The sequence below is a fragment of the Tabrizicola sp. BL-A-41-H6 genome, assembly GCF_050632395.1.
GTDB lineage: Bacteria > Pseudomonadota > Alphaproteobacteria > Rhodobacterales > Rhodobacteraceae > JAUYQR01.
Window position 1 is genome coordinate 2,628,250 of record NZ_CP192600.1, and the last position, 23,120, is coordinate 2,651,369.

The 23,120-nt window shown below is 61.9% G+C and carries 22 protein-coding genes and 1 tRNA gene; 9 read left to right on the forward strand and 14 right to left on the reverse strand.

Going from position 1 to position 23,120, the window contains the following annotated elements; all coding sequences use genetic code 11:
• Positions 1–31: 31 nt before the first annotated feature.
• Positions 32–907, forward strand: coding sequence for an MBL fold metallo-hydrolase (locus ACROUL_RS12845; protein ID WP_431301308.1), 876 nt, complete (start codon positions 32–34; stop codon positions 905–907).
• A gap of 69 nt (positions 908–976) precedes the next feature.
• Positions 977–1,051, forward strand: a tRNA-Asn gene (locus ACROUL_RS12850).
• A gap of 320 nt (positions 1,052–1,371) precedes the next feature.
• Here ACROUL_RS12850 and istB read toward each other — a convergent pair.
• The 5 genes from istB to ACROUL_RS12875 all read right to left on the reverse strand — a co-directional run bounded on the left by istB (position 1,372) and on the right by ACROUL_RS12875 (position 7,234).
• Positions 1,372–2,166 (reverse strand): IS21-like element helper ATPase IstB, encoded by a 795-nt coding sequence (gene istB / locus ACROUL_RS12855; protein WP_431298741.1) that lies wholly within the window; start codon positions 2,164–2,166, stop codon positions 1,372–1,374.
• On the reverse strand, positions 2,156–3,688 hold the full coding sequence (istA, locus tag ACROUL_RS12860) for an IS21 family transposase (protein WP_431298742.1): 1,533 nt from the start codon (positions 3,686–3,688) through the stop codon (positions 2,156–2,158). The genes istB and istA overlap by 11 nt, the downstream gene beginning before the upstream one ends.
• Before the next feature lie 123 nt (positions 3,689–3,811).
• Complete coding sequence (locus ACROUL_RS12865) at positions 3,812–6,292, reverse strand: Lon protease family protein (protein ID WP_431299862.1); 2,481 nt, start codon at positions 6,290–6,292, stop codon at positions 3,812–3,814.
• A gap of 211 nt (positions 6,293–6,503) precedes the next feature.
• On the reverse strand, positions 6,504–6,875 hold the full coding sequence (locus ACROUL_RS12870; RefSeq protein WP_431299863.1) for a hypothetical protein: 372 nt from the start codon (positions 6,873–6,875) through the stop codon (positions 6,504–6,506).
• A gap of 17 nt (positions 6,876–6,892) precedes the next feature.
• On the reverse strand, positions 6,893–7,234 hold the full coding sequence (locus ACROUL_RS12875; protein ID WP_431299864.1) for a hypothetical protein: 342 nt from the start codon (positions 7,232–7,234) through the stop codon (positions 6,893–6,895).
• Positions 7,235–7,487: 253 nt separating this feature from the next.
• Between ACROUL_RS12875 and ACROUL_RS12880 the strand changes: the two genes are divergently transcribed.
• Complete coding sequence (locus ACROUL_RS12880) at positions 7,488–8,195, forward strand: VIT1/CCC1 transporter family protein (RefSeq protein ID WP_431299865.1); 708 nt, start codon at positions 7,488–7,490, stop codon at positions 8,193–8,195.
• 169 nt (positions 8,196–8,364) lie between these two features.
• Here the strand turns inward: ACROUL_RS12880 and ACROUL_RS12885 are convergent, their stop codons facing one another.
• Entirely contained in the window at positions 8,365–11,037 is a 2,673-nt protein-coding gene (locus ACROUL_RS12885) for a response regulator (RefSeq protein WP_431299866.1), read from the reverse strand.
• A gap of 155 nt (positions 11,038–11,192) precedes the next feature.
• Between ACROUL_RS12885 and ACROUL_RS12890 the strand changes: the two genes are divergently transcribed.
• Positions 11,193–12,023: a transporter substrate-binding domain-containing protein gene (locus ACROUL_RS12890; RefSeq protein WP_431299867.1), complete on the forward strand. Its 831-nt coding sequence runs from the start codon at positions 11,193–11,195 to the stop codon at positions 12,021–12,023.
• Between the two features lie 11 nt (positions 12,024–12,034).
• Here the strand turns inward: ACROUL_RS12890 and ACROUL_RS12895 are convergent, their stop codons facing one another.
• The 7 genes from ACROUL_RS12895 to ACROUL_RS12925 form a co-directional block, all read right to left on the reverse strand.
• Positions 12,035–13,537: a response regulator gene (locus tag ACROUL_RS12895; RefSeq protein ID WP_431299868.1), complete on the reverse strand. Its 1,503-nt coding sequence runs from the start codon at positions 13,535–13,537 to the stop codon at positions 12,035–12,037.
• Positions 13,538–13,888, reverse strand: a complete 351-nt coding sequence (locus tag ACROUL_RS12900) for an Hpt domain-containing protein (RefSeq protein WP_431299869.1) — start codon at positions 13,886–13,888, stop codon at positions 13,538–13,540. It lies immediately after the preceding gene.
• A gap of 10 nt (positions 13,889–13,898) precedes the next feature.
• Positions 13,899–14,240 carry a GNAT family N-acetyltransferase gene (locus tag ACROUL_RS12905; protein ID WP_431299870.1) on the reverse strand — a complete coding sequence of 114 codons (342 nt, stop codon included), beginning with the start codon at positions 14,238–14,240 and terminating at the stop codon, positions 13,899–13,901.
• On the reverse strand, positions 14,231–14,365 hold the full coding sequence (locus ACROUL_RS12910) for a hypothetical protein (protein WP_431299871.1): 135 nt from the start codon (positions 14,363–14,365) through the stop codon (positions 14,231–14,233). The genes ACROUL_RS12905 and ACROUL_RS12910 overlap by 10 nt, the downstream gene beginning before the upstream one ends.
• A 3-nt stretch (positions 14,366–14,368) precedes the next feature.
• Complete coding sequence (locus ACROUL_RS12915; protein ID WP_431299872.1) at positions 14,369–15,193, reverse strand: DUF1194 domain-containing protein; 825 nt, start codon at positions 15,191–15,193, stop codon at positions 14,369–14,371.
• Between the two features lie 458 nt (positions 15,194–15,651).
• Positions 15,652–16,614, reverse strand: coding sequence for a dihydrodipicolinate synthase family protein (locus ACROUL_RS12920; protein ID WP_431299873.1), 963 nt, complete (start codon positions 16,612–16,614; stop codon positions 15,652–15,654).
• A gap of 116 nt (positions 16,615–16,730) precedes the next feature.
• Positions 16,731–17,432, reverse strand: a complete 702-nt coding sequence (locus ACROUL_RS12925) for a GntR family transcriptional regulator (protein ID WP_431299874.1) — start codon at positions 17,430–17,432, stop codon at positions 16,731–16,733.
• A 271-nt stretch (positions 17,433–17,703) separates the two neighbouring features.
• On the opposite strand from ACROUL_RS12925, the gene ACROUL_RS12930 reads away from it, so the two are divergent.
• From ACROUL_RS12930 to ACROUL_RS12950, 5 genes are all read left to right on the forward strand, one after another.
• Entirely contained in the window at positions 17,704–18,510 is an 807-nt protein-coding gene (locus ACROUL_RS12930) for a transporter substrate-binding domain-containing protein (protein ID WP_431299875.1), read from the forward strand.
• An 81-nt stretch (positions 18,511–18,591) separates the two neighbouring features.
• Positions 18,592–19,257 (forward strand): amino acid ABC transporter permease, encoded by a 666-nt coding sequence (locus ACROUL_RS12935; protein ID WP_431299876.1) that lies wholly within the window; start codon positions 18,592–18,594, stop codon positions 19,255–19,257.
• Between the two features lie 14 nt (positions 19,258–19,271).
• Positions 19,272–19,925: an amino acid ABC transporter permease gene (locus ACROUL_RS12940; RefSeq protein WP_431299877.1), complete on the forward strand. Its 654-nt coding sequence runs from the start codon at positions 19,272–19,274 to the stop codon at positions 19,923–19,925.
• Positions 19,918–20,640 (forward strand): amino acid ABC transporter ATP-binding protein, encoded by a 723-nt coding sequence (locus ACROUL_RS12945; protein ID WP_431299878.1) that lies wholly within the window; start codon positions 19,918–19,920, stop codon positions 20,638–20,640. The genes ACROUL_RS12940 and ACROUL_RS12945 overlap by 8 nt, the downstream gene beginning before the upstream one ends.
• A 13-nt stretch (positions 20,641–20,653) precedes the next feature.
• Positions 20,654–22,333: an aconitase X gene (locus ACROUL_RS12950; protein ID WP_431299879.1), complete on the forward strand. Its 1,680-nt coding sequence runs from the start codon at positions 20,654–20,656 to the stop codon at positions 22,331–22,333.
• 162 nt (positions 22,334–22,495) lie between these two features.
• On the opposite strand, the gene ACROUL_RS12955 is transcribed toward ACROUL_RS12950, so the two are convergent.
• Positions 22,496–23,101: a TetR/AcrR family transcriptional regulator gene (locus ACROUL_RS12955; RefSeq protein WP_431299880.1), complete on the reverse strand. Its 606-nt coding sequence runs from the start codon at positions 23,099–23,101 to the stop codon at positions 22,496–22,498.
• Between the last annotated feature and the right edge of the window lie 19 nt (positions 23,102–23,120).

A 23,120-nucleotide genomic window follows, 5' to 3' on the forward strand; every position in this document is an offset into this window, starting at 1 on the left:
CGGACTTGGAAAGGCCGGTCTGGCCGAAGGCATCCCCGACCCTGCGGTGCGGGTGCGCCGGGTGCGCGCAGCCAACCCCTCGCCCCTGACCGCAACCGGCACCAACAGCTACATCCTCGGGTCGGGGCATGTGGCGATCATCGACCCCGGCCCGGCGCTGCCGGGGCATCTGGACGCGCTGCTGGCTGCGCTTGAGGCTGGCGAGAGGGTCAGCCACATCATCGTCACCCACGCGCATCTTGACCATTCCGCGCTGGCTCCGGCCTTGGCCGCTCGCACAGGGGCCGAGGTGCTGGCCTTTGGCCGCGCGACCGATGGGCGCAGCGAGGCGATGGCACGGTTGGTTGCGGGTGGTGCGGAACCGGGCGGCGGCGAGGGCCTTGATCACGCCTTCGCCCCCGACCGGAGCCTTGCGGACGGCGAAACCGTGGGCCACGCGACATGGTCGGTCACGGCTGTGCACACACCGGGCCATATCGGTGGCCACCTCTGCCTTGCGGCGGGGGATCTTCTGTTCAGCGGCGATCATGTGATGGGCTGGGCAAGCACCATCGTCTCGCCGCCCGACGGTGACATGACGGACTACATGGCCTCGCTTGACCGGCTGCGGATCGGCGCTTGGCGCCGCTTCCTGCCGGGTCATGGCGACCCGGTGGAGGCACCCGCCGAGCGCATCGACGCGCTTCTGGCCCATCGCCGGATGCGCGAGGCGGCGATCCTGGACGCCTTGGCAACCGGCCCGCTGGGTCTGGCCGAGCTTGTGGCCTGCGTCTACGCCGACACTCCCCCCGGTCTTCTGGCAGCCGCACGTCGCAATGCCCTGGCGCATCTCATTGATCTTCATGGCAGAAAGAGGATCACCGCATCACCAACCCTGGGCCCGAACGCGATTTTCCACCTCGCATGAGCAAACCGCACGATTGCCCGGTTTTGCCCCTTGCCGCCCTATACGCAGCTTGCTATACGGCCCCCGTGTTCCGGCGTAGCTCAGCGGTAGAGCAGTTGACTGTTAATCAATTGGTCGTAGGTTCGATCCCTACCGCCGGAGCCAAAAATCTCGAATATCTACAAGACGTTAGCGGGCCGCTCATCTAGCGGCCTTCGCGGTTTTGGGGCATTTTGCAACAACTCTGCAACAACATGGGCTGCTCGTTTAAACGCGGAGACGGCTCCCGCACTGTTGCCCAGTTTGCGCCAAAGTCCCGCCACATAAGGAATTTATGCCGAACGGGAGCGAAGGGGGCTGCGCGTTGGGCGTTACGTTTGAGTTTCCGATTTATGGTCAGCACACGGCACCGTTGTTGATTTCCACCCAGAACTGAGCCGGGTTTTCCACCGAGAAGTGAGCCACCTCTGACTATGGATTTCGTATCATGCTGGGGTCAAGGCATGGTTTGTCTCCTTCTTCTTCCTGGCTGCTGCGGCTGAACTGGCCTTGAAGCGGAAGCTGTCGTTTCCGGTCTCCAGGATGTGGCAGCGGTGGGTGAGGCGGTCGAGCAAGGCGGTGGTCATCTTTGCGTCGCCGAAGACCGTGGCCCATTCGCTGAAGCTCAGGTTTGTGGTGATGACGACGCTGGTGCGTTCGTAGAGCTTGCTTAGCAGGTGGAAGAGCAGCGCCCCACCCGAGGCGCTGAAGGGCAGATATCCCAGTTCGTCGAGGATCACCAAGTCGAGCTTGGTCAGGCTTTCTGCGATCTGCCCGGCCTTGCCCTTTGCCTTTTCCTGTTCGAGGGCGTTGACCAGTTCGATCGTCGAGAAGAAGCGGACCTTGCGGCGATGATGCTCGATGGCCTGGATGCCGAGTGCGGTTGCGACATGGGTCTTGCCGGTTCCCGGACCGCCGATCAGCACGATGTTCTGTGCGCCATCCATGAACTCACAGCGGTGCAGGGTCCTGACGGTGGCCTCGTTGATCTCGCTGGCGGCGAAGTCGAAGCCCGAGAGGTCCTTGTAGGCCGGGAAGCGTGCGGCCTTCATGTGATAGGCAATGGAACGGACCTCGCGTTCAGCCAGTTCGGCCTTCAGCAGTTGCGACAGGATCGGGATGGCCGCTTCAAAGGCCGGTGCTCCCTGCTCGATCAGATCGGTGACGGCCTGTGCCATGCCATACATCTTCAGGCTGCGGAGCATGATGACGATGGCGCCGCTGGCGGGATCATGACGCATGGCGGCCTCCGGCGATCTGGTTGCGCAGGCCGTCATAGCGTTCGACATTGGCCTTGGGCTCGCGGCGCAGGGTCAGTGCCTGCGGGGTATCCAGTGGTGGCCTACCGATCACCTTGCCGTCGACCAGTCGGTGCAGCAGGTTCAGCACATGGGTCTTGGTCGGCACGCCCTCGGCCAGTGCCAACTCCACGGCGATGAGCACCGCCTGTTCATCGTGCTGAAGAACCAGGGCGAGGATGTCTGCCATCTCGCGATCACCGCCGGGCTTGCGCAGCATGTGATCCTGCAACTGCCTGAAGGCAGACGGCAATTCTGCGAAGGGCGCACCATTCCGAAGCGCCCCGGGCTTACGCTGAACGACAGCCAGATAATGCCGCCAGTCGTAGATCGTCCGCGGTGGCAGGTGGTGGCTGCGTTCGATGATCCGCGGATGCTCGCACAGGATGTTACCCTCCGCTGCCACGACCAGCCGGTCGGGATAGATCCGCAGGCTGATGGGCCGGTTCGCGAATGACGCCGGAACGCTGTAGCGATTGCGCTCGAAGCTGATCAGGCAGGTGGGCGAGACACGCTTGCTCACCTCTATGAATCCGTCAAAGGCGACAGGCAAGGGCATCAGGGCGGCCTGCTCTTCGGCCCAGACATCGGCGATCGTGCCGGGCAGCGTGCCATGGGCGGTCTCGCGCCACAGCTCCTGGCAACGCTGCTCCAGCCAGGCATTCAGTGCGGCGATATCGGGGAAGTCCGGCATGCCTTGCAGCATCTGGTGGCGAGCGTCGCGGACGTTCTTCTCGACCTGGCCTTTCTCCCAACCTGCGGCCGGATTGCAGAAGTCAGGCTCGAAGACATAGTGGTTGGTCATGGCCAGGAACCGGATGTTGACCTGCCGTTCCTTGCCGCGGCCGACACGATCCACCGCCGTGCGCATGTTATCGTAGATCCCGCGCCCGGGCACGCCGCCGAAGACCCGGAACCCGTGCCAATGCGCGTCGAACAGCATCTCGTGGGTCTGCAAGGGATAGGCTCGCAGCAAGAAGGCCCGGCTGTGCGACAGCTTGACATGGGCGACCTGCAGCTTCCTGCGCTCACCGCCCAGAACCGCAAAGTCCTCGCTCCAGTCGAACTGGAAGGCTTCGCCCGGGCGGAATGACAGCGGAACAAAGGTGCCGCGTCCCGTGGTCTGTTGGTCGCGCTGGCGATCCGCTCGCCACCCCCGCGCGAAGGCTGCCACCCGGCCATAGGAACCGGTGAAGCCCAGCGTCACCAGATCGGTGTGCAACTGCTTCAGCGTCCGCCTCTGCTTGCGTGCCTTCGCGGCCTCGGTCTTCAGCCAGCCGGCCAGCTTGTCGGCGAAGGGGTCAAGCTTGCTCGTCCGTTCCGGCGTGGCAAACCTCGGCTCGATCGTGCCCGCCGCCAGATGCTTGGCCACGGTATTGCGCGACAGGCCCGTGCGCCGGGCGATCTCCCGGATCGACAGCTTCTGCCGCAAGTGCATGCGTCGGATGATGTTCAAAAGTCCCATGTGGATCACTCCGTTGCCCCCGCCGCTCTCCGCTCCAGGGGAAGGTTCACATGGCTCAATTCTCAGTGGAAATTACCCGCCCACCCGGCTCAGTTCTGGGTGGAAATCAACAAACCAGCGCCACTACTCGTCGGTATCGATCTCGGGCCCGGCATCTGGCGGTTTCATGAAGTCCCTCAAGGCGTTGGCGAAATCCCTGAGCCGCGCCTCGACGTTGGCGTTCACCGAGCCATCCTCGAAAGCGCCGTCGCCGCTGCGAATGCCCGCGGGCAGGCCCGTCAGCAGTTCGATCGCCTCGTCGATGTGCGAAATCGCGTAAATGCGGAAGCGACCCTGGGCCACGGCCTCGATCACATCGGCGCGCAGCATCAGATTGCGGACATTGCGGCGCGGGATCAGGACGCCTTGCTGGCCGGTAAGACCGGCCGCGTTGCAGGTATCAAAGAAACCTTCGATCTTTTCGTTGACCCCGCCGATGGGTTGGACTTCGCCCATCTGGTTGATCGAACCGGTGATGGCCAGAGACTGGGAAATCGGTATGCCCGCCAATGCCGACAACAGCGCGCAAAGCTCGGCGGCCGACGCGCTGTCGCCTTCGACCCCGCCATAACTTTGCTCGAACACCAGACTGGCCCAAAGCGAAAGTGGAACGTCGCCCGCATAGTGCGTGGCAAGGTACGAGGACAGGATCAAAACGCCCTTGGAATGGATCGGCCCGCCCAGCTTTACTTCACGCTCGATGTCGATGACCTTGCCGGTGCCCATGCGCACCCGTGCCGTGATGCGCATCGGCAGGCCAAAGGTGAAAAGCCCACTGCTGGTTACGGTCAGGCCGTTGACCTGTCCGACGTGACTGCCAGATGTGGAGATGATCAGCGTGCCTTCGTGGATCAGGTCTTGCAGGCGTTCGCGCACCCGGTCGGCGCGATGCTCGGCCGCCGAACGGGCGGCGGCGATCTGGTCAGCGTCAATGACGGCCTTGCCACTGGACGCGGCCAGAAAGTCGGCTTCGCGCAACAGATCCCACAGCGCCCCGATCCGTAGCGACATCCGGCCCTGATCCTCGGCGGTGCGGGTCGCAATGTCGACAAGTGCTGCAACGCCGTCACGGGTCACGGGGCGAAGACAGTCACGCTTGCACGCCCCGGCGACCATGCGGGCGAACAGGCCCGTGCTTTCAGGGGTTCGCGCCATGTCAGGACTAAAATCGGCCCCAATCTTGAAAAGCCGCCCGAAATCGGGGTCGTAGAGCGTCAGCAACACATTCAGCAGCGCGTCACCAACCAGCACCACCCGCACTTGCAGCGGGATCGGCTCGGGGTCCAGCGTGCTGGTCGAGATCAGGCTCAGCATTTCGGCGGCAGAGTTGATCCGGATGGCGCGGGTTTCCAGGCAGCGCTTCAGCGCCTCCCAGGCGAAAGGTTCACTCAGCAAGCGCATCGCATCGAGGACCAGAAATCCGCCGTTCGCGCGATGCAGCGCGCCAGGCCGGATCAGCGTGAAATCGGTGACCAATGCACCCATCGTCGAGATATGGTCAACCTTGCCGATCAGGTTTGCCAACGATGGCAACGGCTCGGTAATGATCGGGGCGCCGGCGGCGGTTGCGGGATCGTTGGACACCATCACGTTGACGGCATAGCGGTGAAGTGCGGGTTCATCGTGAACACGCGCCCTTGCCACCGGAAACGGACCTTCCTGCCGGCGATTGCCGAGGCTCAGAAACAGCTCGGCGTTCGCGATCAGATCAGCACGCAATGCGGACAGGTGCTGGTTGATCGCCTCGATACCGCTGAAGGCCTCGAACGCGCTTTCCAGGGCATCGTCGACCGCCTGCTTGGCCATTTCGGCATTCAACAGGGCAACCGCAGCGCGATGTTCCTTTTCCAGTCGCGGGATCGACTTGAGATACTTTTCAAGATCCTTCTCGGTCAAGTTGACAGAGGCTTCGATCTCGTGACGCTCGTCTTCCGTCAGGTTGGCAAAATCGTCGGGCTTGATCACCTCGCCATTGCGCACGCCTGCTATGGCAAACCCCATCGGTGTGCGCAGGATCGTCACGTTGCGCTGGTGCGATTTCTCCACCAGCTTTTCGAACGCTTCCTGTTTGCGCGTTGCCAGCCGCTGCTCGAACGTGCTTCTGCGGCTTTGATACTGCTCGGACTCGAAAAGTGCGGGAATGTCGTTGGCCAGATCATCGACCAAGGCTTCCATCGCCTTTTGCAGGGGTCGCGCTGTGCCTGACGGCATTGCGATTGCCTTGGGCCGATCCGGGCCGGCAAAATCATTCACGTAGATCCAGTCGAGTGGAACCTTTCGCCCCGCCGCTTCGGCCTCCAGCAAGGTCTGCACGGCGGAATGCCGCCCTGCCCCGGTGGGACCAAGGACGAAAATGTTGAAATCGGCGTGCTGGATGCTGGCCGCCGTCCGGATTGCCCCCAAAGCGCGGTCCTGCCCGATCAGGCCAATCAACGGTTCGAGGGTGGCGGTGTTTTCGAATTCCAGCGAGGCCGGGTCGCAACAGACCTTCAGTTCGTTCACCGTCAGAAGCGACGCCGAAACTGCACGGTCTGCGTCTTCACTGCTGCCTGATCTGCGGACCATTCACGATGCCTTTGTCGCTCACCATCACCCCAGCCTTGCAAGGAACGATACCGCAAAAGAAGCGACGCTGGCGTTAAACGGTGAATAAGGCCGAACTAGTCCGCCAACATTGACAAGGATCAATTGCATCCGGGTCACGTCCGGTCGACCGGAATTCTTCGCCAGCACGGTTGATTGCAGTCATCCGACGCGCGACGCCGGAAGCCAGTGGTCAGGTCTCCGGATCTTTCTCCGGGCTCAAAAGCAGGGCAATCAGCGCCGCAATCCCAACCCCAGCGGCGGCCCAAGCTTCCAGCCGCTGCCGATTCTTGTGCGGCAACAGCAGAAGGACAAGATCGACCAGCATCGTCAGCGAAGCTGCGGCTCGCCGTCGTTTGGCGGCCGCCCGGGCCCGTGCGCGCAAGACGAACGCAATCGTCAAGGCCACTCCAAAGAATGCAAGTCCAACGATTCCCAGCGCCCCGGACAGCCCCATTACCGGAGCCAAGGCTGTGACCGCAGACCCGACGAGAAGCCCCCCGCCGACCAGAACCGCAAGCAACATCAGCCCGGCCAGCGCGACCTGCACCACGAACCCTGCCATCACCGACCGACCGTCACTCAATTTCGACGCGCGAAAAGCAGACCAACGATTACACCCAGACAAAGCACACCGGCCATTGAGGCCAAAGGGTGCGCGCGCACGTCCCCTTCCAGCCGCTGTTGCAGCCCGTCAAGCTTCTGACGCATCTCTCGGATGCTGCGCAGCGACTCGTCCAAGGCTTCGCCGGTTACGCCCTTGGCACGCGTTGCCAACTCTTCGGCTTGAAGGGTCCCGAAGCGCTGCAAGGACGCCGACAGCGACGTGACATCTGCGCGAAGCTGCTGGAACTCGTTCAGGATATCCTCTCCGACCGCTTCACGGGTCGACTGGGATTTCGTCTTGCTTTCGGATCCAGGCATCACATTCTCTCCCGCTTTGACTGCATGTAAACCTAGCACAGTCACGCAAAAACGATCGTTGATTTACGTCATTACCGATAGCGGCCGACTTCAAAGGGCGTGCGCATCCTCGCTGCAGACTTGGTCCCTCGCGGCGCCGGTCCGGCACGCCTTCGGATCGGCCTGTTCCAAAACCTGCCAAACTGATTTAGCGCAAAGACTTCCGTCAGGCATTCGCGTTCAAGTGGCTTTCGACCATACCCGAGGATGACCCATGAAGCTTCCCTATCAATCCGCCCATCAGGAATTGCATTATCTGGACCGCGCAGGGTGGCTGCGCGCAGCCGTGCTTGGCGCTAATGACGGGATCGTCTCGGTCTCGTCCCTGATCGTGGGGGTTGCGGCGGCGGACCCGAGCCGCGCTGCAATCCTGATCGCAGGGGCGGCAGGTCTGGCTGCGGGGGCCATGTCGATGGCGGCGGGGGAATATGTGTCGGTCTCGTCGCAATCGGATGTCGAACGTGCCGACATCGCGCGCGAACGACAGGCCCTGATCGACACACCGGAAGCGGAGGAGCGGGAATTGGCCTCCATCTACCAATCCCGCGGGCTTTCGCCCGAGACGGCGGCGCTGGTTGCCCGCGAACTTACCGAGAAGGATGATCTGGGCGCCCATGTCCGTGACGAACTCGGGCTTTCCGAGGTTCACGCCGCAAACCCGCTTCAGGCTGCGCTTGCCTCGGGACTGACGTTCACTGTTGCGGCGGCTGTGCCGGTGGTCGCCTCGGCGCTGGCTCCGGAGGGGCAGATCATTCCAGCGGTGGTGATCGCCACGCTTGTCAGCCTTGCCGGTCTTGGCGCCATCGGTGCCCATGCCGGAGGCGCACCAAAACTGCGGGCAACTGCGCGGGTACTTTTCTGGGGCGCCGCAGCCATGGCCATCACTGCGGGCGTAGGCCGCATCTTCGGAGTATCGGTGTAGGAGGCGGCGAAACACACCGTGGCAGGAACCGGCTTCCTGACACAAGGAGCATGACCGTTCTGAACGGGGCGAATAATGGCAGTCCGGCCTTGGCCGCTGCAAGTAGCCCTTTCCAAAGCTTACGGAGGAGCCGACCCATGACACCGCACAAAGGGTCTGACGGCCTCATTCAGGACAGAGAACCCGTCACCCCGACCGTATCGCGCAACACACCCTCTAGTGCTGCAAGGTCCACCGGTTTTGCCAGGTACCCGTCGAACCCGGCCTTCAGGTACTTTTCACGGTCGCCGCTGATCGCATTCGCGGTCAGCGCAACCAAACGCGGCGGCAGAGCATCCCGCGCCTTGATAGCCGCGCAGGCAGCCACGCCGTCCATCACCGGCATTTCCACGTCCATCAACACCAGATCGAACTTTTTGTCGGCAGTCGCTGCCACCGCTTCGGCCCCGTCTTTGGCAAGGTCCGGCGCATAGCCCAACCGTTCCAGCATCTTCTGGCCCAGCTTGCGGTTAGTGCCATTGTCGTCGACCAGAAGAATGCGCAACGGGTGCCGGGTGGCAAGGCCGGTGTCGCTGCGGACGGGGGCGGTTTGGGGCCGTGCTTGCGGCGCCGTCGCGCCCAGAATATCCAGGATCGCCGTCTGCAGCGCCGACGGCTTGATCGGTTTGGTCAGGGTCTCTGCAAAACGCAGCGCACGGGTCTGCGCACGCTGCTCCTCGGACAGGGGCACGACCGAGGTGAAAAGGATCAAGGGCAAGTCCGGCTGATTGGCGCCTGCGCGCAACGCCTGCGCCAATCCGATCCCGTCCATGTCGGGCATCGAGAGGTCAAGGATTGCCAGGTCGAACGGCCCGTCCTCGGCAACCCGCCGCAACCCTTCGGCGGCAGTGCGTGCCATGACGGGGGTGATGTCCCAAGCGGACAACTGCGCTTCAAGCACCTTGCGGTTGACCTTGTTGTCATCGACGACCAGCACACGGCGGCCCTTCAGGACCGGCAGATCACCGGACCGCACGGACCCGCCTTCCACCGCGTCGGCCTGCACGGTGAAGTGAAAGGTCGCGCCCTGCCCCGGCGGGCTTTCCGCCCAGATACGCCCGCCCATCAGTTCGACGAACCGGTGCGAGATCGCCAGCCCAAGCCCGGTGCCGCCATGCCGCCGCGTCGTCGAGGCATCAAGCTGGCTGAAAGACTTGAAAAGCCGGTCCATCTTGTCAGCCGGGATTCCCGGCCCGGAATCCGATACCGAAAACTGCAGCGTCACGCCCGGCCCCGTCTGATCTGCCAATGCGACCTTCAGGAACACGTCGCCGCCTTCAGTGAACTTGATCGCGTTGTTCAGAAGGTTCAGCAGGACTTGCCGCAGACGCAGCGAATCCGTCACCACTATTGGCGGAACGGCTGCATCCACCATGAAGGCAAGGTTGATCCCTGTCTCGGCGGCCCGCGCGCTGACCAGATCGATTGCAGACTCCACGCAATGGCGCAGGTCGAAGGGATGCGGGTCGATGTCCAGCTTGCCCGCTTCGACCTTCGAGAAGTCCAGGATGTCGTTGATGATTGCCAATAGGGAATCCGCGCTTTGAATGATCGTGCGGCAGAAATCGGCCTGCTCGTCGGTCATCCGCGTGTCTTCCAAGAGCCGCGCCATCCCGATGATTCCGTTCATCGGTGTACGTATCTCGTGGCTCATGGTGGCAAGGAAAGTGCTCTTTGCCTCGTTCGCCGCTTCGGCAGTCTCGCGGGCCTTTTGCAGGTCCGCCTCCGCCGCCTTGATGGTGCGGATGTGGTAGCGGAAGGTCGCGGCGAGTTCGGCGATCTCGTCGGTGCCGCGCGTCAGGTCCTCCAGTTCGTCTTCTGCAGCGCTGCTTGTCATGGCATGCCGCAGCCGCACGATCCGCCGCCGGACCGAGAATTGCAGATAGAATGCCGTCGCCAACGCGGCGATGAACGATACCGCCGCCATCACCGTCAGCCAGATCGACCCGCGATCCAGCCGCTGCTGGCGTTCGGCGCTTTCCTTGGTCACTTCGTTGGTTATGCGTTCAGACACCACCGCTGCAGCTGCGATCAGGTTCGTCGACAGCGCACCGTTGTTGGCCAGAAGCTCACGCACCTCGGCCATGAGGCCCAACAGCCGCCGCTTCTGCCCGATGATCCCCTGCTCGGCTTCCAGAAGCTCGGCCAGTTCGGCCAGACCGGGCATGTCGGCCGGAAGGGCCTTGATGCTGCGCGCCAGCTCTGCGGCCTCGGCCTCAAGCTTGTCGGGGTCTTCCTCGATCAGAAATTGCAGCACCTGCCCCGAGATCAGACGGGGCGCCGCGTCAGCCTCGCCCGGCAACGGGACGCTTTGCTGCAACATCGCCAGCCGGCCGATATCGGCATCCAGCGATTGGCTGACCGTGGCGCTGTCAAAAAGCTTGGTCGCAAGCTGATCAAGGTTCAGGAAAAAAGCGACCCGCGCCTCTTCGATCTGCCCGGTTTCCAGACCCGATCGGGCCGAAAGCACGTTCAACAACTGCTTCAGCCGCTCCTGTTCGGAATAGCTGCTCATCGAATACTTCAACAGCGCGTCGCGGTTCAGACCCTGCGCGTACAGCGACGGTGCCATTCCGGCCAGTGATTCCACCCGCTGCTTCAATTCGTCCGCCATCAGGATCGACCGAAGGTCATCCTCGACCATGCGTTCCAGGCTGCCCTTCATGTCGTTGAACGACACCAGCGCAATCGCACTGATCGTCACGACAACGCCCGACATTGCCACCAGACACAGCAGGATCCGCCCCGCCACACCAAGACCGACGCGCGGTTTTGCCCTTTGCCCAGTGACTGCCGTGTTCATCTTCGCCTCGCACGCACAGATTTCAAATCCATTCCCCGGTCGGGCCCGCGCAGCGACCCGCGTTGCAACCCTTGCGGCATCCACCATCCATGAGGCAGGATAAGGTTCGCTGAGGCAATGACTTTCGATGCACCTCAAGTAGCAAGGATTCCGACATGAAGCTCTGCGCCCTTTCAGTCTGCATCATGGCCCTGCACGCTGGAGTGCTTGCCGATACGGCCTCTGCTGGCGAAGTGCTGGACCGCATCGAGGCGAAAGGCGTTCTGACCGTCGCCTCCGACCCGGCTTGGCCGCCCTATTCCTGGATCGACGAAACCGGCAACTGGAAAGGCTTCGATGCTGCGGTCGCCAGCGAAATCGCCCGCCGCATGGGCGTGAAGATCGCATTTGCAACGCCCAGTTGGGAAACCCTGACCGCCGGCAACTGGACCGGCGAGTGGGATCTGTCGGTGGGAAGCATGTCGCCTACCGAAGATCGCGCAAAGGTCCTGGATTTCCCCGCGTCCTACTACTTTTCGCCGATGGTCCTTGCTGTTCACGAAAGCAACACGACAATCCAATCGCCGACAGATGCATCGGGCAAACGGATCGGCGCGCTGAAGGGCTCGATCTTCGAGAAATACCTGCGGGGCGAACCCACCGGCATGTCTTCCGAGATGCAGCCCGAATACCGGATCGCCAACGCTGCGATCCAGACCTATGAGACGTCGGAAGCAGCGCTTCGGGAACTGGCCAAAGGCGCCGACTCCGATCTCGACGCGATGGTCGACGACATGATGTATTTCCTGTTCCAGATCGAACAGGGCCAGCCCGTCCGCATTGTCGGCCAACCCCTTGACTACGGCCCCGCAGCCATTGCCATCGCCCCGGGCGACCCCGAGCTTGGCGCGCGCCTTGCCGAAATCGTTACCGAAATGCAGGCGGACGGCACCCTTTCGGCGCTGTCGACCGAGTGGTTCGGCGTGGATCTGACGCAGAAGTTCTAGCCCCTGCCCGGTCATGTCCGGACGCGGCGGTGAAACTCTACCTCAATGTCGCCAGCCTCGCGCTTCGGGCCGACAAGCACTAGGCCTACAACGATGGTGACCAGCGTCACCAGCGTCCAGATCGTCAACGCCTCACCCAGCAGCACCACGCTCCATGCGATGCCGGACACGGTGATTGCATAGGCGCTTTGGCTGGCGAACACCGCCCCGGCCATCGCGATAAGCAGGATGTAAAGCACGGTGCAGACCCCGATGCAGAACCCTGCAAGCGCGATAAGCATGTCCGTGGTAGCCATCCCCGGCCCCACCGTGAACCAGTGGCCTTGAAGAAGCGCGACCGGCAGGATCATCAGGCCCGACAGCAACAGCACCAGCCCGCTGCTGACGACCGGGTCCAGCGTGGCCGGATGCTTCACCGCCAGCAGAATGTCGATCATTCCGTAGAGAAGCGGCACCAGCATGGCCACCATTAGCCACGCCCAGTTGTTCACACCGGCATCCGGATCGCGCACCAGCAAAAGCGCCAACACACCGATCAGGCCGACCCCAAGCCCGGCGAACCGCCGCAGACTTGGCGCCTCGATCCGTTTCAGGGCCGCGATTGCGAACACCGCAAACCCTTGCAGGGCCATCACGATCGACAGCGCAATTCCCGTCACCCGCCCAGCCGCTTCGAACAGGATCACGCTGCTGAGCCCGAAGATCAGCGCCCATTGCAGCAAGAACACCATCTCGGCCTTCGTCACGCGCAGGCTTTTGCCCATGCTCAGGGCCCAGGCGCAACAGATCAACCCGGCGATGATGTTGGTCCAGAACGACACGCCCAGCGTCAGGTCGTTTTCGCGGTAAATCAGCACCGACAACGGCAGCACCAACCCCCACAGCAATCCCTGCACCAGCAACAAGGCGCCGCCCTTAAGCGTGCGGATCTTGTTGCGCAGGCCAATCTCGCGGTCATAGACCTGATGCGCCATTTCCATAAAGATGCCCGCCAACCGCCCCAGCGCATCAGGCCGCGCGGCCACCGTGTCCAGCTTCAGTGCTGCTGGATGAAACTTGCCGCCTTCCATCACTTGCGCAGCCTCGGTCAGCCGGCCGATCTCTTGCAGGTAATCCAGTTCCACCCGCCGGAGCTTGCGCTTTTCGATACAGGAAAGAACCCGCGCCTTGAACAGCATCGCATCGAACGGCTTTGACAGGAAATCCTCGGCCCCAAGCTGGATCGCCTGTGCCACAAGGTCCATTCCGCCATCGTGACCTGACACGATAAGGACCGGCAGGTCGCGGTGACGCGGGTTGGCCCGCAACCTGCGCATCACTTCCAGGCCGTCCATCCCCGGCATCTCGACGTCCAGCAGCACTAGGTCGACCTCGCCGCCGTCAAGGCGGGCAAGGGCTGCAGCACCGTCCTCCGCCTCTTCCCACGCGCAGCCGATCTGCTCCAACGCCTTGCCTGCGATCAGCCGCGATGTGCGGTTGTCGTCCACCACAAGAACCCTGCCCTTGACGTCCATTCAGAGCCCCTTGAGTCGTGTTGTTTCCGTCCGCAGAAACGTGTGCAGAACCGCCCATTCCGCACCGACCCGGTCGATCAGCGCCGCATCCGGGGCTGCACCAGCCCGCAACATCGCTTCGATCTCGGCGCAGGTTTCGGCAAGCGCCACGGCGCCGATGTCCCGCGCACTGGACTTGAGGGAATGCGCCACCCGGCGCACCCCGTCGCCATCCTGCCGAACTGCAGCCGACTGCAAGGCCGCGACAAGCCCCGGTCCCTCGTCCTGAAAGGTCTCCAGCAAATCTGCCAGATCGGCGGGATCGTCTCCCAGGATCGCCGTCAGACGATCCAGCGCGGTCTTGTCGAGCAATTGCCTGGCCTCAATCCTTGGTCTTCACAACCCAATCCTTACCTGTCACCCGGAATTTTGCATCAAGATATAGCCGCCGCGCCGTTTCTTGATAGCCAAACCGGCTGTAGAAGCCTTTTGCAGCATCGTTTCCCGACGCGACAAGCAGGCTCATGCCTCGCTTGCGGCAAGAGGATTGAGCAGACCGCAGCAGCGCCGAGCCAAGCCCACGGACCCGGCAGGCACGTGCGTTTGCAAAATCGGCAACATGGGCGGTTCCTGCCGCCTCCGATTCCAGTTCCACAATGGGCTTCAGAAGGGCCGGCACGCGCCTTTGCAGAAAGGACGCCGGGTGGGGATTGGTCAGAAACACCGCAGCCCTGCCGCGCCGTCCGACGTTTCGGCGATCCAGCCCCTACGAAAGTGGATGTCGCTGCGCCAGTCGCAGAACATCGGGAAAGCGTAGTTGCCTGCGGCTCTGACCAGGACGGCATCCATCGGTCAAAACTTTTGGCAATCGGGGCCTGGCATCTGCGGACAACCTCCCCCGTTCAGCGCCAGCAATTCGCGGTGCAGTTTTCGGCGCAGGGCGACCGGGAAGGCAGTCAGACCGTCGACCTCGATCACGAAAGACCCGATGCCACCGATCACGGCAACACTGTAGTATTCGCCAAGCTGCCCGTCCTTGTCAGCGATCGCGAGGCCGTTGATCGTCACGCCCAGGTCCAATGCCTGCTTGCGCGCCGGTTCCAAGGCTACGCCGCGGGCCCGCCCAATCGTCGCATTGGCGCGCCCGTCGCCGGAGATGTCCAGCACCATGCGGTCTGCGCAGCGGCCATCTTCGGTGAACAACTCGGTCGCTGCCAGAATGCCGACCCCTATGTCGGTATTGCCGCTGATCTTGCGCGCAGTGGCCGCCAGCCGACTGGCAAATACAGAAAGGTCATCGCTTGACTTGATGCGCTGCCACGGAACGATCTGCACGCCGTAGGCGCTGTCGGCCCAGAACAGCGACGCTATATCGACCACCCCTGCTTCGTCGAACGCCGACTGCACCACCGGGTCCGTCAACGCCGCCACGTAGCCAGCCTTCTGAATCGCAAACTCAGCGTCCGAAATACTGCCCGACGCGTCCATCCCCGGGATCAGCGCCACGTCCGCGCAGGCGGCCTGAACAGTGCCGCAGCCAAAACACCAGCAACAGAATGCCGCCGAAACACTTCGCCCAATACGGCGCAATAAGGAGTCCATTTGCCCTCCACATTGAAAAGTTCTCAAAAAAAAATCGTCGTTCCACTTTAGCGGGTGTGCGTTATGCGAACGCATCTGAAAGGCGCCGATGGGCTCTCAAATCGTTATTTCATCCGCACTCTATCGTTAAATGCTCGTGATTTTCAGACGACGGAATGGGGAGATTGGAGGCGCGGTCTGGTCGAGAAGCGTGAAAAGAATTATTCCAAGGTGCAACGTTAACTCAGCCTCGAGCTGGCTTTCTGCACGTCTGCCACCTTGAGCACCTGTTGCACCCAGGCAAGGGCGGCAATCGCGCCATCTTGGGCGCGCGATCACAAGCAAAATGCTTTTCGAGAGGCCGGCGGCTTCAAATGAATTTCAAAGTCAGTGATACAAACCGCACTACTTTCCTGAAAAGCCTGTGTGTGTCTCCAAGAAATCTCAGCGATTGCGCAAAATCCGCTCGGCGAACAAGGCTTGATCGTCCCAGAACCGGCAGACCGCATCCGATTGAAGGCGCATGCTATTCTCGCACCCGCCCCTTGCTGCGCCTACCCCTTGCAGCGAGCTACAGCGCCGCCCTGCTGGCTCCACTCAGCATACCAGGTCTTGAACAATTTGAACTGGGCTTCGGCGTAGCCGCGCTGGCTCATGCTCAGTTCATCCGTTTCGATGAAGTTCAGCGCGTATTCCTTTTCTCCCTGCAAAAGCAGCATGTACTTGAAATACAATACAAGGTCGGGACCTTCGTCAAAGGACGAAAGCACTTGGAACGCAGCCTCCAACTCCAGCGCCTTCTGGCGCGCCTCCACATCTCCGGCAGCAGCCGCCCGCGAAAGGTTGCACAGGGTCAGCACCTCATGCGGGAGCACGACACCGATTCCGGTGATCGCGCCGACCGCGCCGCAATTTACGTAACCATTCACGACCCCGGTATCCACGCCAACCATCAGCGTGACATCGTCATCGGCCGAGGTGATGAATTCCCCAGCATAGCGGGTATCTGCGGGCCCCCCGAATTCCTTGAACCCTACAAGGTTTGGATGCTCGGCGCGCAGGGCGTTGAAAAGGTCCGCCCGCGTGGCAAACCCGTAATAGGGGCTATTGTAGATGATCGCGGGTAGATCGGGTGCGGCCGACAGGATCGCCTTGAAATGGGCCCGCTGCGCTGCTGGCGAGGGTCCGCGCGACAACACGCGTGGAATGACCATCAGGCCGTGCGCGCCGACGTTGGCCGCATGGCGGGTAAGCGCCACGGCCGACGCCGTGTTTATGGCCCCCGTGCCGACGATCACCTTGACGCCCGCATTCACCAGACGCTCCACCCCTTCCATCCGCTGCGCATCGCTCAGCAGTGGCCAGTCCCCCATTGATCCGCAGTAGACCACCGCCGACATGCCTGCGCCGATCAACTCCTTGGCCTTTCGCACCAAGGCATCGAAATCAGGCGTGCGGTCCGGGGTGCAGGGGGTCATCAGTGCGGGAATGACACCAGAAAAAATCTCGGCCTTCATCAGCGACTCCTGTTTCAACGTCCAATAATCGCGAAGGCGCACAACCGGGCCATGCCCAGATTCGCCCTACGCTATAATACATAGTGTATTTTTTCTGTCGACAAATTCCTTGCGGACTACAGCTTGATGTCTTGCCGTTGATCCCGCGACAGCAGTTTCTGTATCTGGCTTACGATCTGATCGGCATGCGCCTTTGCCAGACGGTCCGAGGTTTCCACGTCGCGGGCCGTGATCGCCGCGATGATATCTTCGTGCTCTTGGATCACCGAGGGCGGCGGTCGATCGTTGAAGGATTGGTAATACAAGCGCAAAAGCCGCCGCCCATCGTCAAGCAGCCGCACGAACAGCGTCCGATAATAGGGATTGCGCGCCGCGTCGGCGATGGCTGCATGGAAATCGCGGTTCGTTCCGATCATGGCCAGCGCGTCGTGGTTGGCGACGGCGGTGGCAAAGTCCCTCTGGTGGGCATTGATCACCTCCAGATCTCCGTCCTTCCAATTTTGCGCGGCCAGACGGGTGGTCACACGATACATCAGCGTGATCGCATCGAAGAAGGTGTGCAGGTTCAGGAAATCGATGTTCGACACCATCGTTGACCGGTTCGGCAGCGTGTCAATCAAACCCTCTGTTGCCAATCGCGCCAAGGCTTCACGAATAGGCGTGCGGGACAGCGACAGTCGCTCCGCCAGCTGTACCTCGTCGATCGGGCTTCCGGGGGGCAAGGTCAGGTCCAGGATCTCGGTGCGCAAAAGGTCATAGGCCTTCTTGACCCCAGAGCCACGCTTGCGTTCGGGTACGGCTGCGGCAGTGTCATTCATCGAATGTCCCCTCACGGTCGACCGCATGATTAGGGGGCCGCTGCAGGCAGATCAACACTTCTCCTCCGTATCCACGACGCGGCCGACTGCGCTCGCTCACACTGGTCAACGTGTCAGGCCATGCATGGCGAACGGGTGAAACCGAAGATTAGTATACAAAGAGTATATTTATTAGATTTTATCTTGTGCCACACCGGGTCGAAGAACATAGTTTGGACAGGATAACGGCCTGTCGAATCAACAAACAATGGTACCAACGGGAGAGTTACAAATGAAAACATCCATCATTCTTGGAAGCCTGCTCGCCGCAACGTGCCTTGGAACCGCGGCATCCGCGGACAAGCTTGACGACATCATGGCGTCCGGAACGCTGCGCTGCGCGGTTGTCCTCGATTTTCCGCCAATGGGGTCACGCGACGCTGACAATAACCCCATCGGCTTCGATGTTGATTATTGCAATGATCTTGCGAAAGCCTTGGGCGTGACCGCCGAGATCGTCGAAACGCCGTTTCCCGACCGTATTCCCGCGCTTGTATCCGGTCGCGTCGATGTCGGCGTAGCGTCCACGTCAGACACGCTGGAGCGTGCCAAGACCGTCGGGTTCACAATTCCCTACTTCGCCTTCACCAACGTGGTTCTGACCCGCGAAGGCGCCGGGATCGAGAAGTTCGAAGACATGAACGGCAAGACCGTCGGTTCGGTCAGCGGCACATTCGAGGGCATCGCGCTGGAAGAAAACGTCAAGGGCTGGGGCGCAGGTGAATTCCGTCCCTATCAAAGCCAGGCCGACGTGTTCCTGGCGCTGTCGCAGGGCCAGATCGACGCCACGGTCGTCACGTCCACAGTGGCATCTTCCATCGTCGAAAGCGGGCAATACAAAGGTCTGGTCATCAAGGGTGATGCGCCCTACCCCGTCGACTATGTCGGCCTGATCGCGCTGCGTCAGGAATACGGGATGCTCAACTATCTGGACCTGTTCATCAATCAGCAGGTCCGCTCGGGCCGTTATCAAGAGCTTTACGACAAGTGGGTTGGCGGTACCGCCCCCAAACTGACGATCGACAACGTCTACCGTTGACATCATCTGACGCCAAATCGGAAAAGAGGGCACAACGCCCTCTCTTCTAGCTTGGACCCTCCGCAACGAGGACGTGCCAGAATGTTCAACTACACCTTTCAGTGGCGCCAGGCCTTTCAGAAACTTCCGCTTCTGTTTGACGGCGCACTGGTGACGCTGCAAATCGCGCTGATGTCGATGGCGATGGGCATCGTCCTGGCTGTAATTCTGGCGGTCGCACGAAATTCACGGTCGGTATGGGTGTCATCGCCGGCGACGGCCTGGGTCGAGGTATCGCGCAACACCCCGGCCTTGTTCCAGATTTACATGGCGCACTTCGGACTTGGCTCGTTCGGGATCCACCTTAGCCCCTATGTCGCCCTGCTGGCAGGCATAACGTTCAACAACGCCGGCTATCTGGCCGAAACCTTTCGCGGTGCCTTGCGCGCCATTCCCGGCACCCAGTTGCGCGCGGCCCGATCGCTGGGCATGCCCTCGATGCAGGCCTTTCGGCTGGTCATCATGCCGCAGATGTTCCGCATCGCCTTTTTGCCCACGACCAACCAGATGGTTTGGGCAATCCTGATGACATCGCTCGGCGTGACCGTGGGGATGAACACCGATCTTGCCGGCGTGACGCAGGACATCAACGTCCGCAGCTTCCGAACCTTTGAAATCTTCGCAATTGCGGCGGTGATCTACTATCTGATCGCCAAGGCGGTGACCCTTGGCGCACGCCTTTTGGCCGCGCGTCTGTTTCGGTATTGAGGGGGCGATGCGTGATGTTTGACACCGCACTGACACTCAGCGACTTGATGTTCCTGATAAAGGGCGCAGGAATGACCTTGGCGGTCACCTTCTTTGCGGTGACCGGCGGCACCTTGCTTGGTCTTCTGTTCGGCGTGATCCGGACGCAACTCAGCGTATGGGCCGCCCTGCCCCTGATTTTCGTGCTGGATGTCTTCCGGTCGGTTCCGCTGCTCATCCAGCTGGTCCTCGCCAACGCATTTCAGGCGATCGCCGGGCTGAACATGCCGCCCTTTGCCACCTCGTGCATTGTGCTGGCGCTTTACACATCGGCCTATTGCACCGAAATCGTGCGCGGCGCGATTGATGCCGTGCCGACGGTGACGCGACGCGCCGCACGGTCACTGGGGCTGACCTGGGGTCAGGACATGCGCTACATCGTCTTTCCGATGGCTCTGCGCGTTGCCCTGCCCAGCTGGATCGGCCTGACCCTTGGCGTCATGAAAGACTCCGCGCTGGTCTTGTGGTTGGGTTTGATCGAACTGCTGCGATCGGGTCAGATCCTCGTCACGCGGCTGCAGGAACCGATGTTCATCCTGATGGTCGTAGGCGCGATCTATTTTCTGATGAGCTTTCCCATCGCCCGTCTGGGTGGCCAGCTCGAAAAAAGGTGGCGCGAGAATGATTGAGATTAAGAACGTTTACAAATCCTTTGGCGCGCTTGAAGTGCTCAAGGGCGTCAACCTGACCGTGGAAAAGGGCGAGGTGGTCTCCGTGATCGGCGGCTCGGGCTCCGGTAAATCCACCCTGCTGACCTGCATCAATGGACTAGAGCCGATCAATTCCGGCACGATCCTTGTGGACGGCATCGAGGTGCATGCCAAGACGACCGATCTGAACAAGCTGCGCCGCAAGATCGGCATCGTGTTCCAGCAGTTCAACGCGTTTCCGCATCTGACCGTTCTGGAAAACGTCACCCTGGCCCCTCGCAAGGTGCTGGGCATGAGCAAAGCCGAAGCTGAAGAAATCGCGGTCAAGCAACTCACGCATGTCGGGCTTGCCGACAAGCTTTCGGTTTATCCGGGTCGCCTGTCTGGCGGTCAGCAGCAACGCATGGCCATCGCACGCGCCTTGGCCATGTCCCCGGCCTATGTGCTGTTTGACGAGGTCACCTCCGCCCTCGACCCGCAGCTTGTGGGCGAGGTGCTTGACACGTTGAAGCTGTTGGCAAACGAAGGCATGACGATGATCTGCGTCACGCACGAGATGAGCTTTGCCCGCGATGTCTCTGATAGGGTTGCGTTCTTCCACAAGGGTGTGCTGGCCGAAATTGCGCCGCCGGATCAGTTCTTCAGCGCGCCACAGCACCCTGAAACCCGCGAATTCCTGTCCAACATCCGCTAGCAAGGGCCGCAAGATGACCAGCCAGGCGATTATCCCGGGGGCCGCGTCCGGCCCGGTTCTGGCCTGCGCTGAAGGTCTTAGTTTCTGGGGTGGGGTCGATCCCCTGACCGGCATCGTGATCGATGCGCACCATCCGCTCTGCGGGCAGTCGATTGCGGGAAAGCTTCTCGTGATGCCGACGACGCGCGGGTCCTGCAGCGGCAGCGGTGTCATGCTCGACCTTGCACTGAATGGCATCGCGCCCGCAGCCTTCATTTTCCGCGAGGCCGAGGATGTCGTCACCCTTGGCGCGATGATCGCGGGCCGGATGTTCGACCGCCCCGTCCCGGTGGTCCGGCTGTCACCCGATGAATTCGCGCTTGCCGCAGCAGCCCGTAGCGCCGAACTGACCGACACCGCCCTGATCGTCGACGACAAGGTGTTGCCGCTGGCCCCCCTGCCCGTGGCAAAGCTGGACCTTGCCCCAACCGACCGCGCGATGCTTGCCGGGGCCGATGGCCCCGCCCGGCGCATCGCTATGGAGGTGATCTGCGCGATGGCCGCGCTTCAAGGGGCTACCGCCCTTGTCGATGTTACTCAGGGCCATATCGACGGCTGTATCCTGGCCAATACCGCCAATTTGCGCTTTGCCGAAACGATGGCCGAAATGGGCGGGCGCGTGATGGTCCCGACGACGATGAACGCAATTTCGGTCGATCACGGCAACTGGCGGGAACAAGGCGTGCCGCCCAACTTCGGCCTTCGCGCCGCACGACTGGCGGACGCATACGTGAAGATGGGCGCCCGCCCAACCTTTACCTGCGCGCCCTATCTTCTCGACAGCGCCCCCGAAGCCGGCGAAAACATCGGCTGGTCGGAATCGAACGCTGTCATCTTTGCCAATACCGTGCTTGCGGCCCGCACGGTGAAACACCCCGACTACCTTGATCTCTTCATTGCGATGACCGGCCGCGCGCCGCTGTCCGGCGTTTATCTGTCCGCCAACCGTGCCCCCCGCCTGCGCATTCACGTCGACCTGCCCACCGGGCATGACGACGCGATCTGGCCTATGCTTGGATACATCGCCGGGCAGCTTGCGCCCAACAGTATCCCCCTCTTGACAGGGCTTGAAGCGACGGCGCCATCGCGTGACGACCTCAAGGCGATGTGTGCAGCCTTTGGAACCACCTCTGCCGCGCCGATGCTGCATGTCGCCGGTCACACGCCAGAAGCCGAGGACTTTGCCGTGCCTACGGAACGGGTGACCGTGTCCCGTGCAGATCTTGCCCGCGTCTGGGCCGAACTGAACCGAGGCCCCCGCAAGATTGATCTTGTGGCGTTCGGAAGCCCGCATTTTTCCTTGGAGGAATGCCGTGCGCTGGCCGCACTGGCCCACGGCCACCGGGCCGAAGGCACTGCAATGATCGTCACGGTCGGCCAGAACGTGCTTGGCCAAGCACGCGCCGAAGGAACCTTAGCTCGGCTCGAGGCGTTCGGCGCGCAAGTCTTTCCGGATATCTGCTGGTGTTCGATCACTGAACCGCTCCTACCACCACAGGCCCGAAGCCTGATGACGAACTCCGGCAAATACGCCCATTACGCGCCAGGCCTGTCGGGCCGCGATGTTCGCTTTGGCTCGCTGGCGGAATGCGCCGAAACGGCGCGCACAGGCTTAGCTCCCGCAACACCCCCGAACTGGCTGCGGTCAGATTGACATAGCTCGCAAAGGCCTACACGCTTTACGCCGGTCCGTTGACGGGGCGGGCAATGTCCCAGCAAATGATCCGCAACCCTGTCTGGACGAAAGAGAAACAGTTTGGCATTGCGAAAACGCCATGCGTCGTCACTGACTTAACCAACGTCAAGAAACCGCCCCTCACCCAGCCGAAGTGGGCGCGAGGTAAGGGCGCAGCAGCGCCCAGCAAGCCGCGCGGGCGTCGGCTTCGGACAGAAGCGTCGGCTCGACGCAGCGCTGCACGCCTAGCCCGTCTACCAGACAGATGAAGGCCGATGCCACGGCATCTGCGTCAAAGCCCCCCGCAGCAGGGGCCGCCTCGCGCAGCACGGCGGCGATGCTGGCACGGTATTCGCCATAGCGCGCCCGGTGTTCGGCGCGCAGAACCGGGTTGGTCGCGATCTCGCCCCACAGTGTCAGCCAGACGTTCAGCACGTCGCGGCTGAATAGCGCGGGCGAAACCAGCGCTTCGATCAGCGCGTCGATTGGTGCCAGGCCGGGACGGGGGGCCGAGATCTCGGCGATCCATTCGTCGTACATCCGGCTGTAGACCGCCGCCAAAAGCCCGTCCATCGACCCGAAGTGATGCGTGATCAGGCCGCGCGACACCCCCGCCTCGGCCACGATCTTGTCGACGGTAAAGTCGCGGATGCCGCCGCGTGCTATGCAGACGCGGGCGGCATCTTCCAGCAGCGCCCGCCGGTCCTCGGCGGACAGGCGGGCCTTCTTGCGGTTCTGGTCGATCAATCCCGCCCTCCCTTGGTGG

What these genes read in the sequence shown, in the direction of transcription:
- ACROUL_RS12890 (WP_431299867.1), top strand. Translation starts at nt 11,193, where the DNA reads ATGAAGCTCTGCGCCCTTTCAGTCTGCATCATGGCCCTGCACGCTGGA.
- ACROUL_RS12885 (WP_431299866.1), bottom strand. Translation starts at nt 11,037, where the DNA reads ATGAACACGGCAGTCACTGGGCAAAGGGCAAAACCGCGCGTCGGTCTT.
- istB (WP_431298741.1), bottom strand. Translation starts at nt 2,166, where the DNA reads ATGCGTCATGATCCCGCCAGCGGCGCCATCGTCATCATGCTCCGCAGC.
- ACROUL_RS12865 (WP_431299862.1), bottom strand. Translation starts at nt 6,292, where the DNA reads ATGGTCCGCAGATCAGGCAGCAGTGAAGACGCAGACCGTGCAGTTTCG.
- ACROUL_RS12870 (WP_431299863.1), bottom strand. Translation starts at nt 6,875, where the DNA reads ATGGCAGGGTTCGTGGTGCAGGTCGCGCTGGCCGGGCTGATGTTGCTT.
- ACROUL_RS12920 (WP_431299873.1), bottom strand. Translation starts at nt 16,614, where the DNA reads ATGAAGGCCGAGATTTTTTCTGGTGTCATTCCCGCACTGATGACCCCC.
- ACROUL_RS12940 (WP_431299877.1), top strand. Translation starts at nt 19,272, where the DNA reads ATGTTTGACACCGCACTGACACTCAGCGACTTGATGTTCCTGATAAAG.
- ACROUL_RS12925 (WP_431299874.1), bottom strand. Translation starts at nt 17,432, where the DNA reads ATGAATGACACTGCCGCAGCCGTACCCGAACGCAAGCGTGGCTCTGGG.
- ACROUL_RS12895 (WP_431299868.1), bottom strand. Translation starts at nt 13,537, where the DNA reads ATGGACGTCAAGGGCAGGGTTCTTGTGGTGGACGACAACCGCACATCG.
- ACROUL_RS12935 (WP_431299876.1), top strand. Translation starts at nt 18,592, where the DNA reads ATGTTCAACTACACCTTTCAGTGGCGCCAGGCCTTTCAGAAACTTCCG.
- ACROUL_RS12930 (WP_431299875.1), top strand. Translation starts at nt 17,704, where the DNA reads ATGAAAACATCCATCATTCTTGGAAGCCTGCTCGCCGCAACGTGCCTT.
- istA (WP_431298742.1), bottom strand. Translation starts at nt 3,688, where the DNA reads ATGGGACTTTTGAACATCATCCGACGCATGCACTTGCGGCAGAAGCTG.
- ACROUL_RS12880 (WP_431299865.1), top strand. Translation starts at nt 7,488, where the DNA reads ATGAAGCTTCCCTATCAATCCGCCCATCAGGAATTGCATTATCTGGAC.
- ACROUL_RS12945 (WP_431299878.1), top strand. Translation starts at nt 19,918, where the DNA reads ATGATTGAGATTAAGAACGTTTACAAATCCTTTGGCGCGCTTGAAGTG.
- ACROUL_RS12910 (WP_431299871.1), bottom strand. Translation starts at nt 14,365, where the DNA reads ATGGATGCCGTCCTGGTCAGAGCCGCAGGCAACTACGCTTTCCCGATG.
- ACROUL_RS12875 (WP_431299864.1), bottom strand. Translation starts at nt 7,234, where the DNA reads ATGCCTGGATCCGAAAGCAAGACGAAATCCCAGTCGACCCGTGAAGCG.
- ACROUL_RS12915 (WP_431299872.1), bottom strand. Translation starts at nt 15,193, where the DNA reads ATGCGTTCGCATAACGCACACCCGCTAAAGTGGAACGACGATTTTTTT.
- ACROUL_RS12950 (WP_431299879.1), top strand. Translation starts at nt 20,654, where the DNA reads ATGACCAGCCAGGCGATTATCCCGGGGGCCGCGTCCGGCCCGGTTCTG.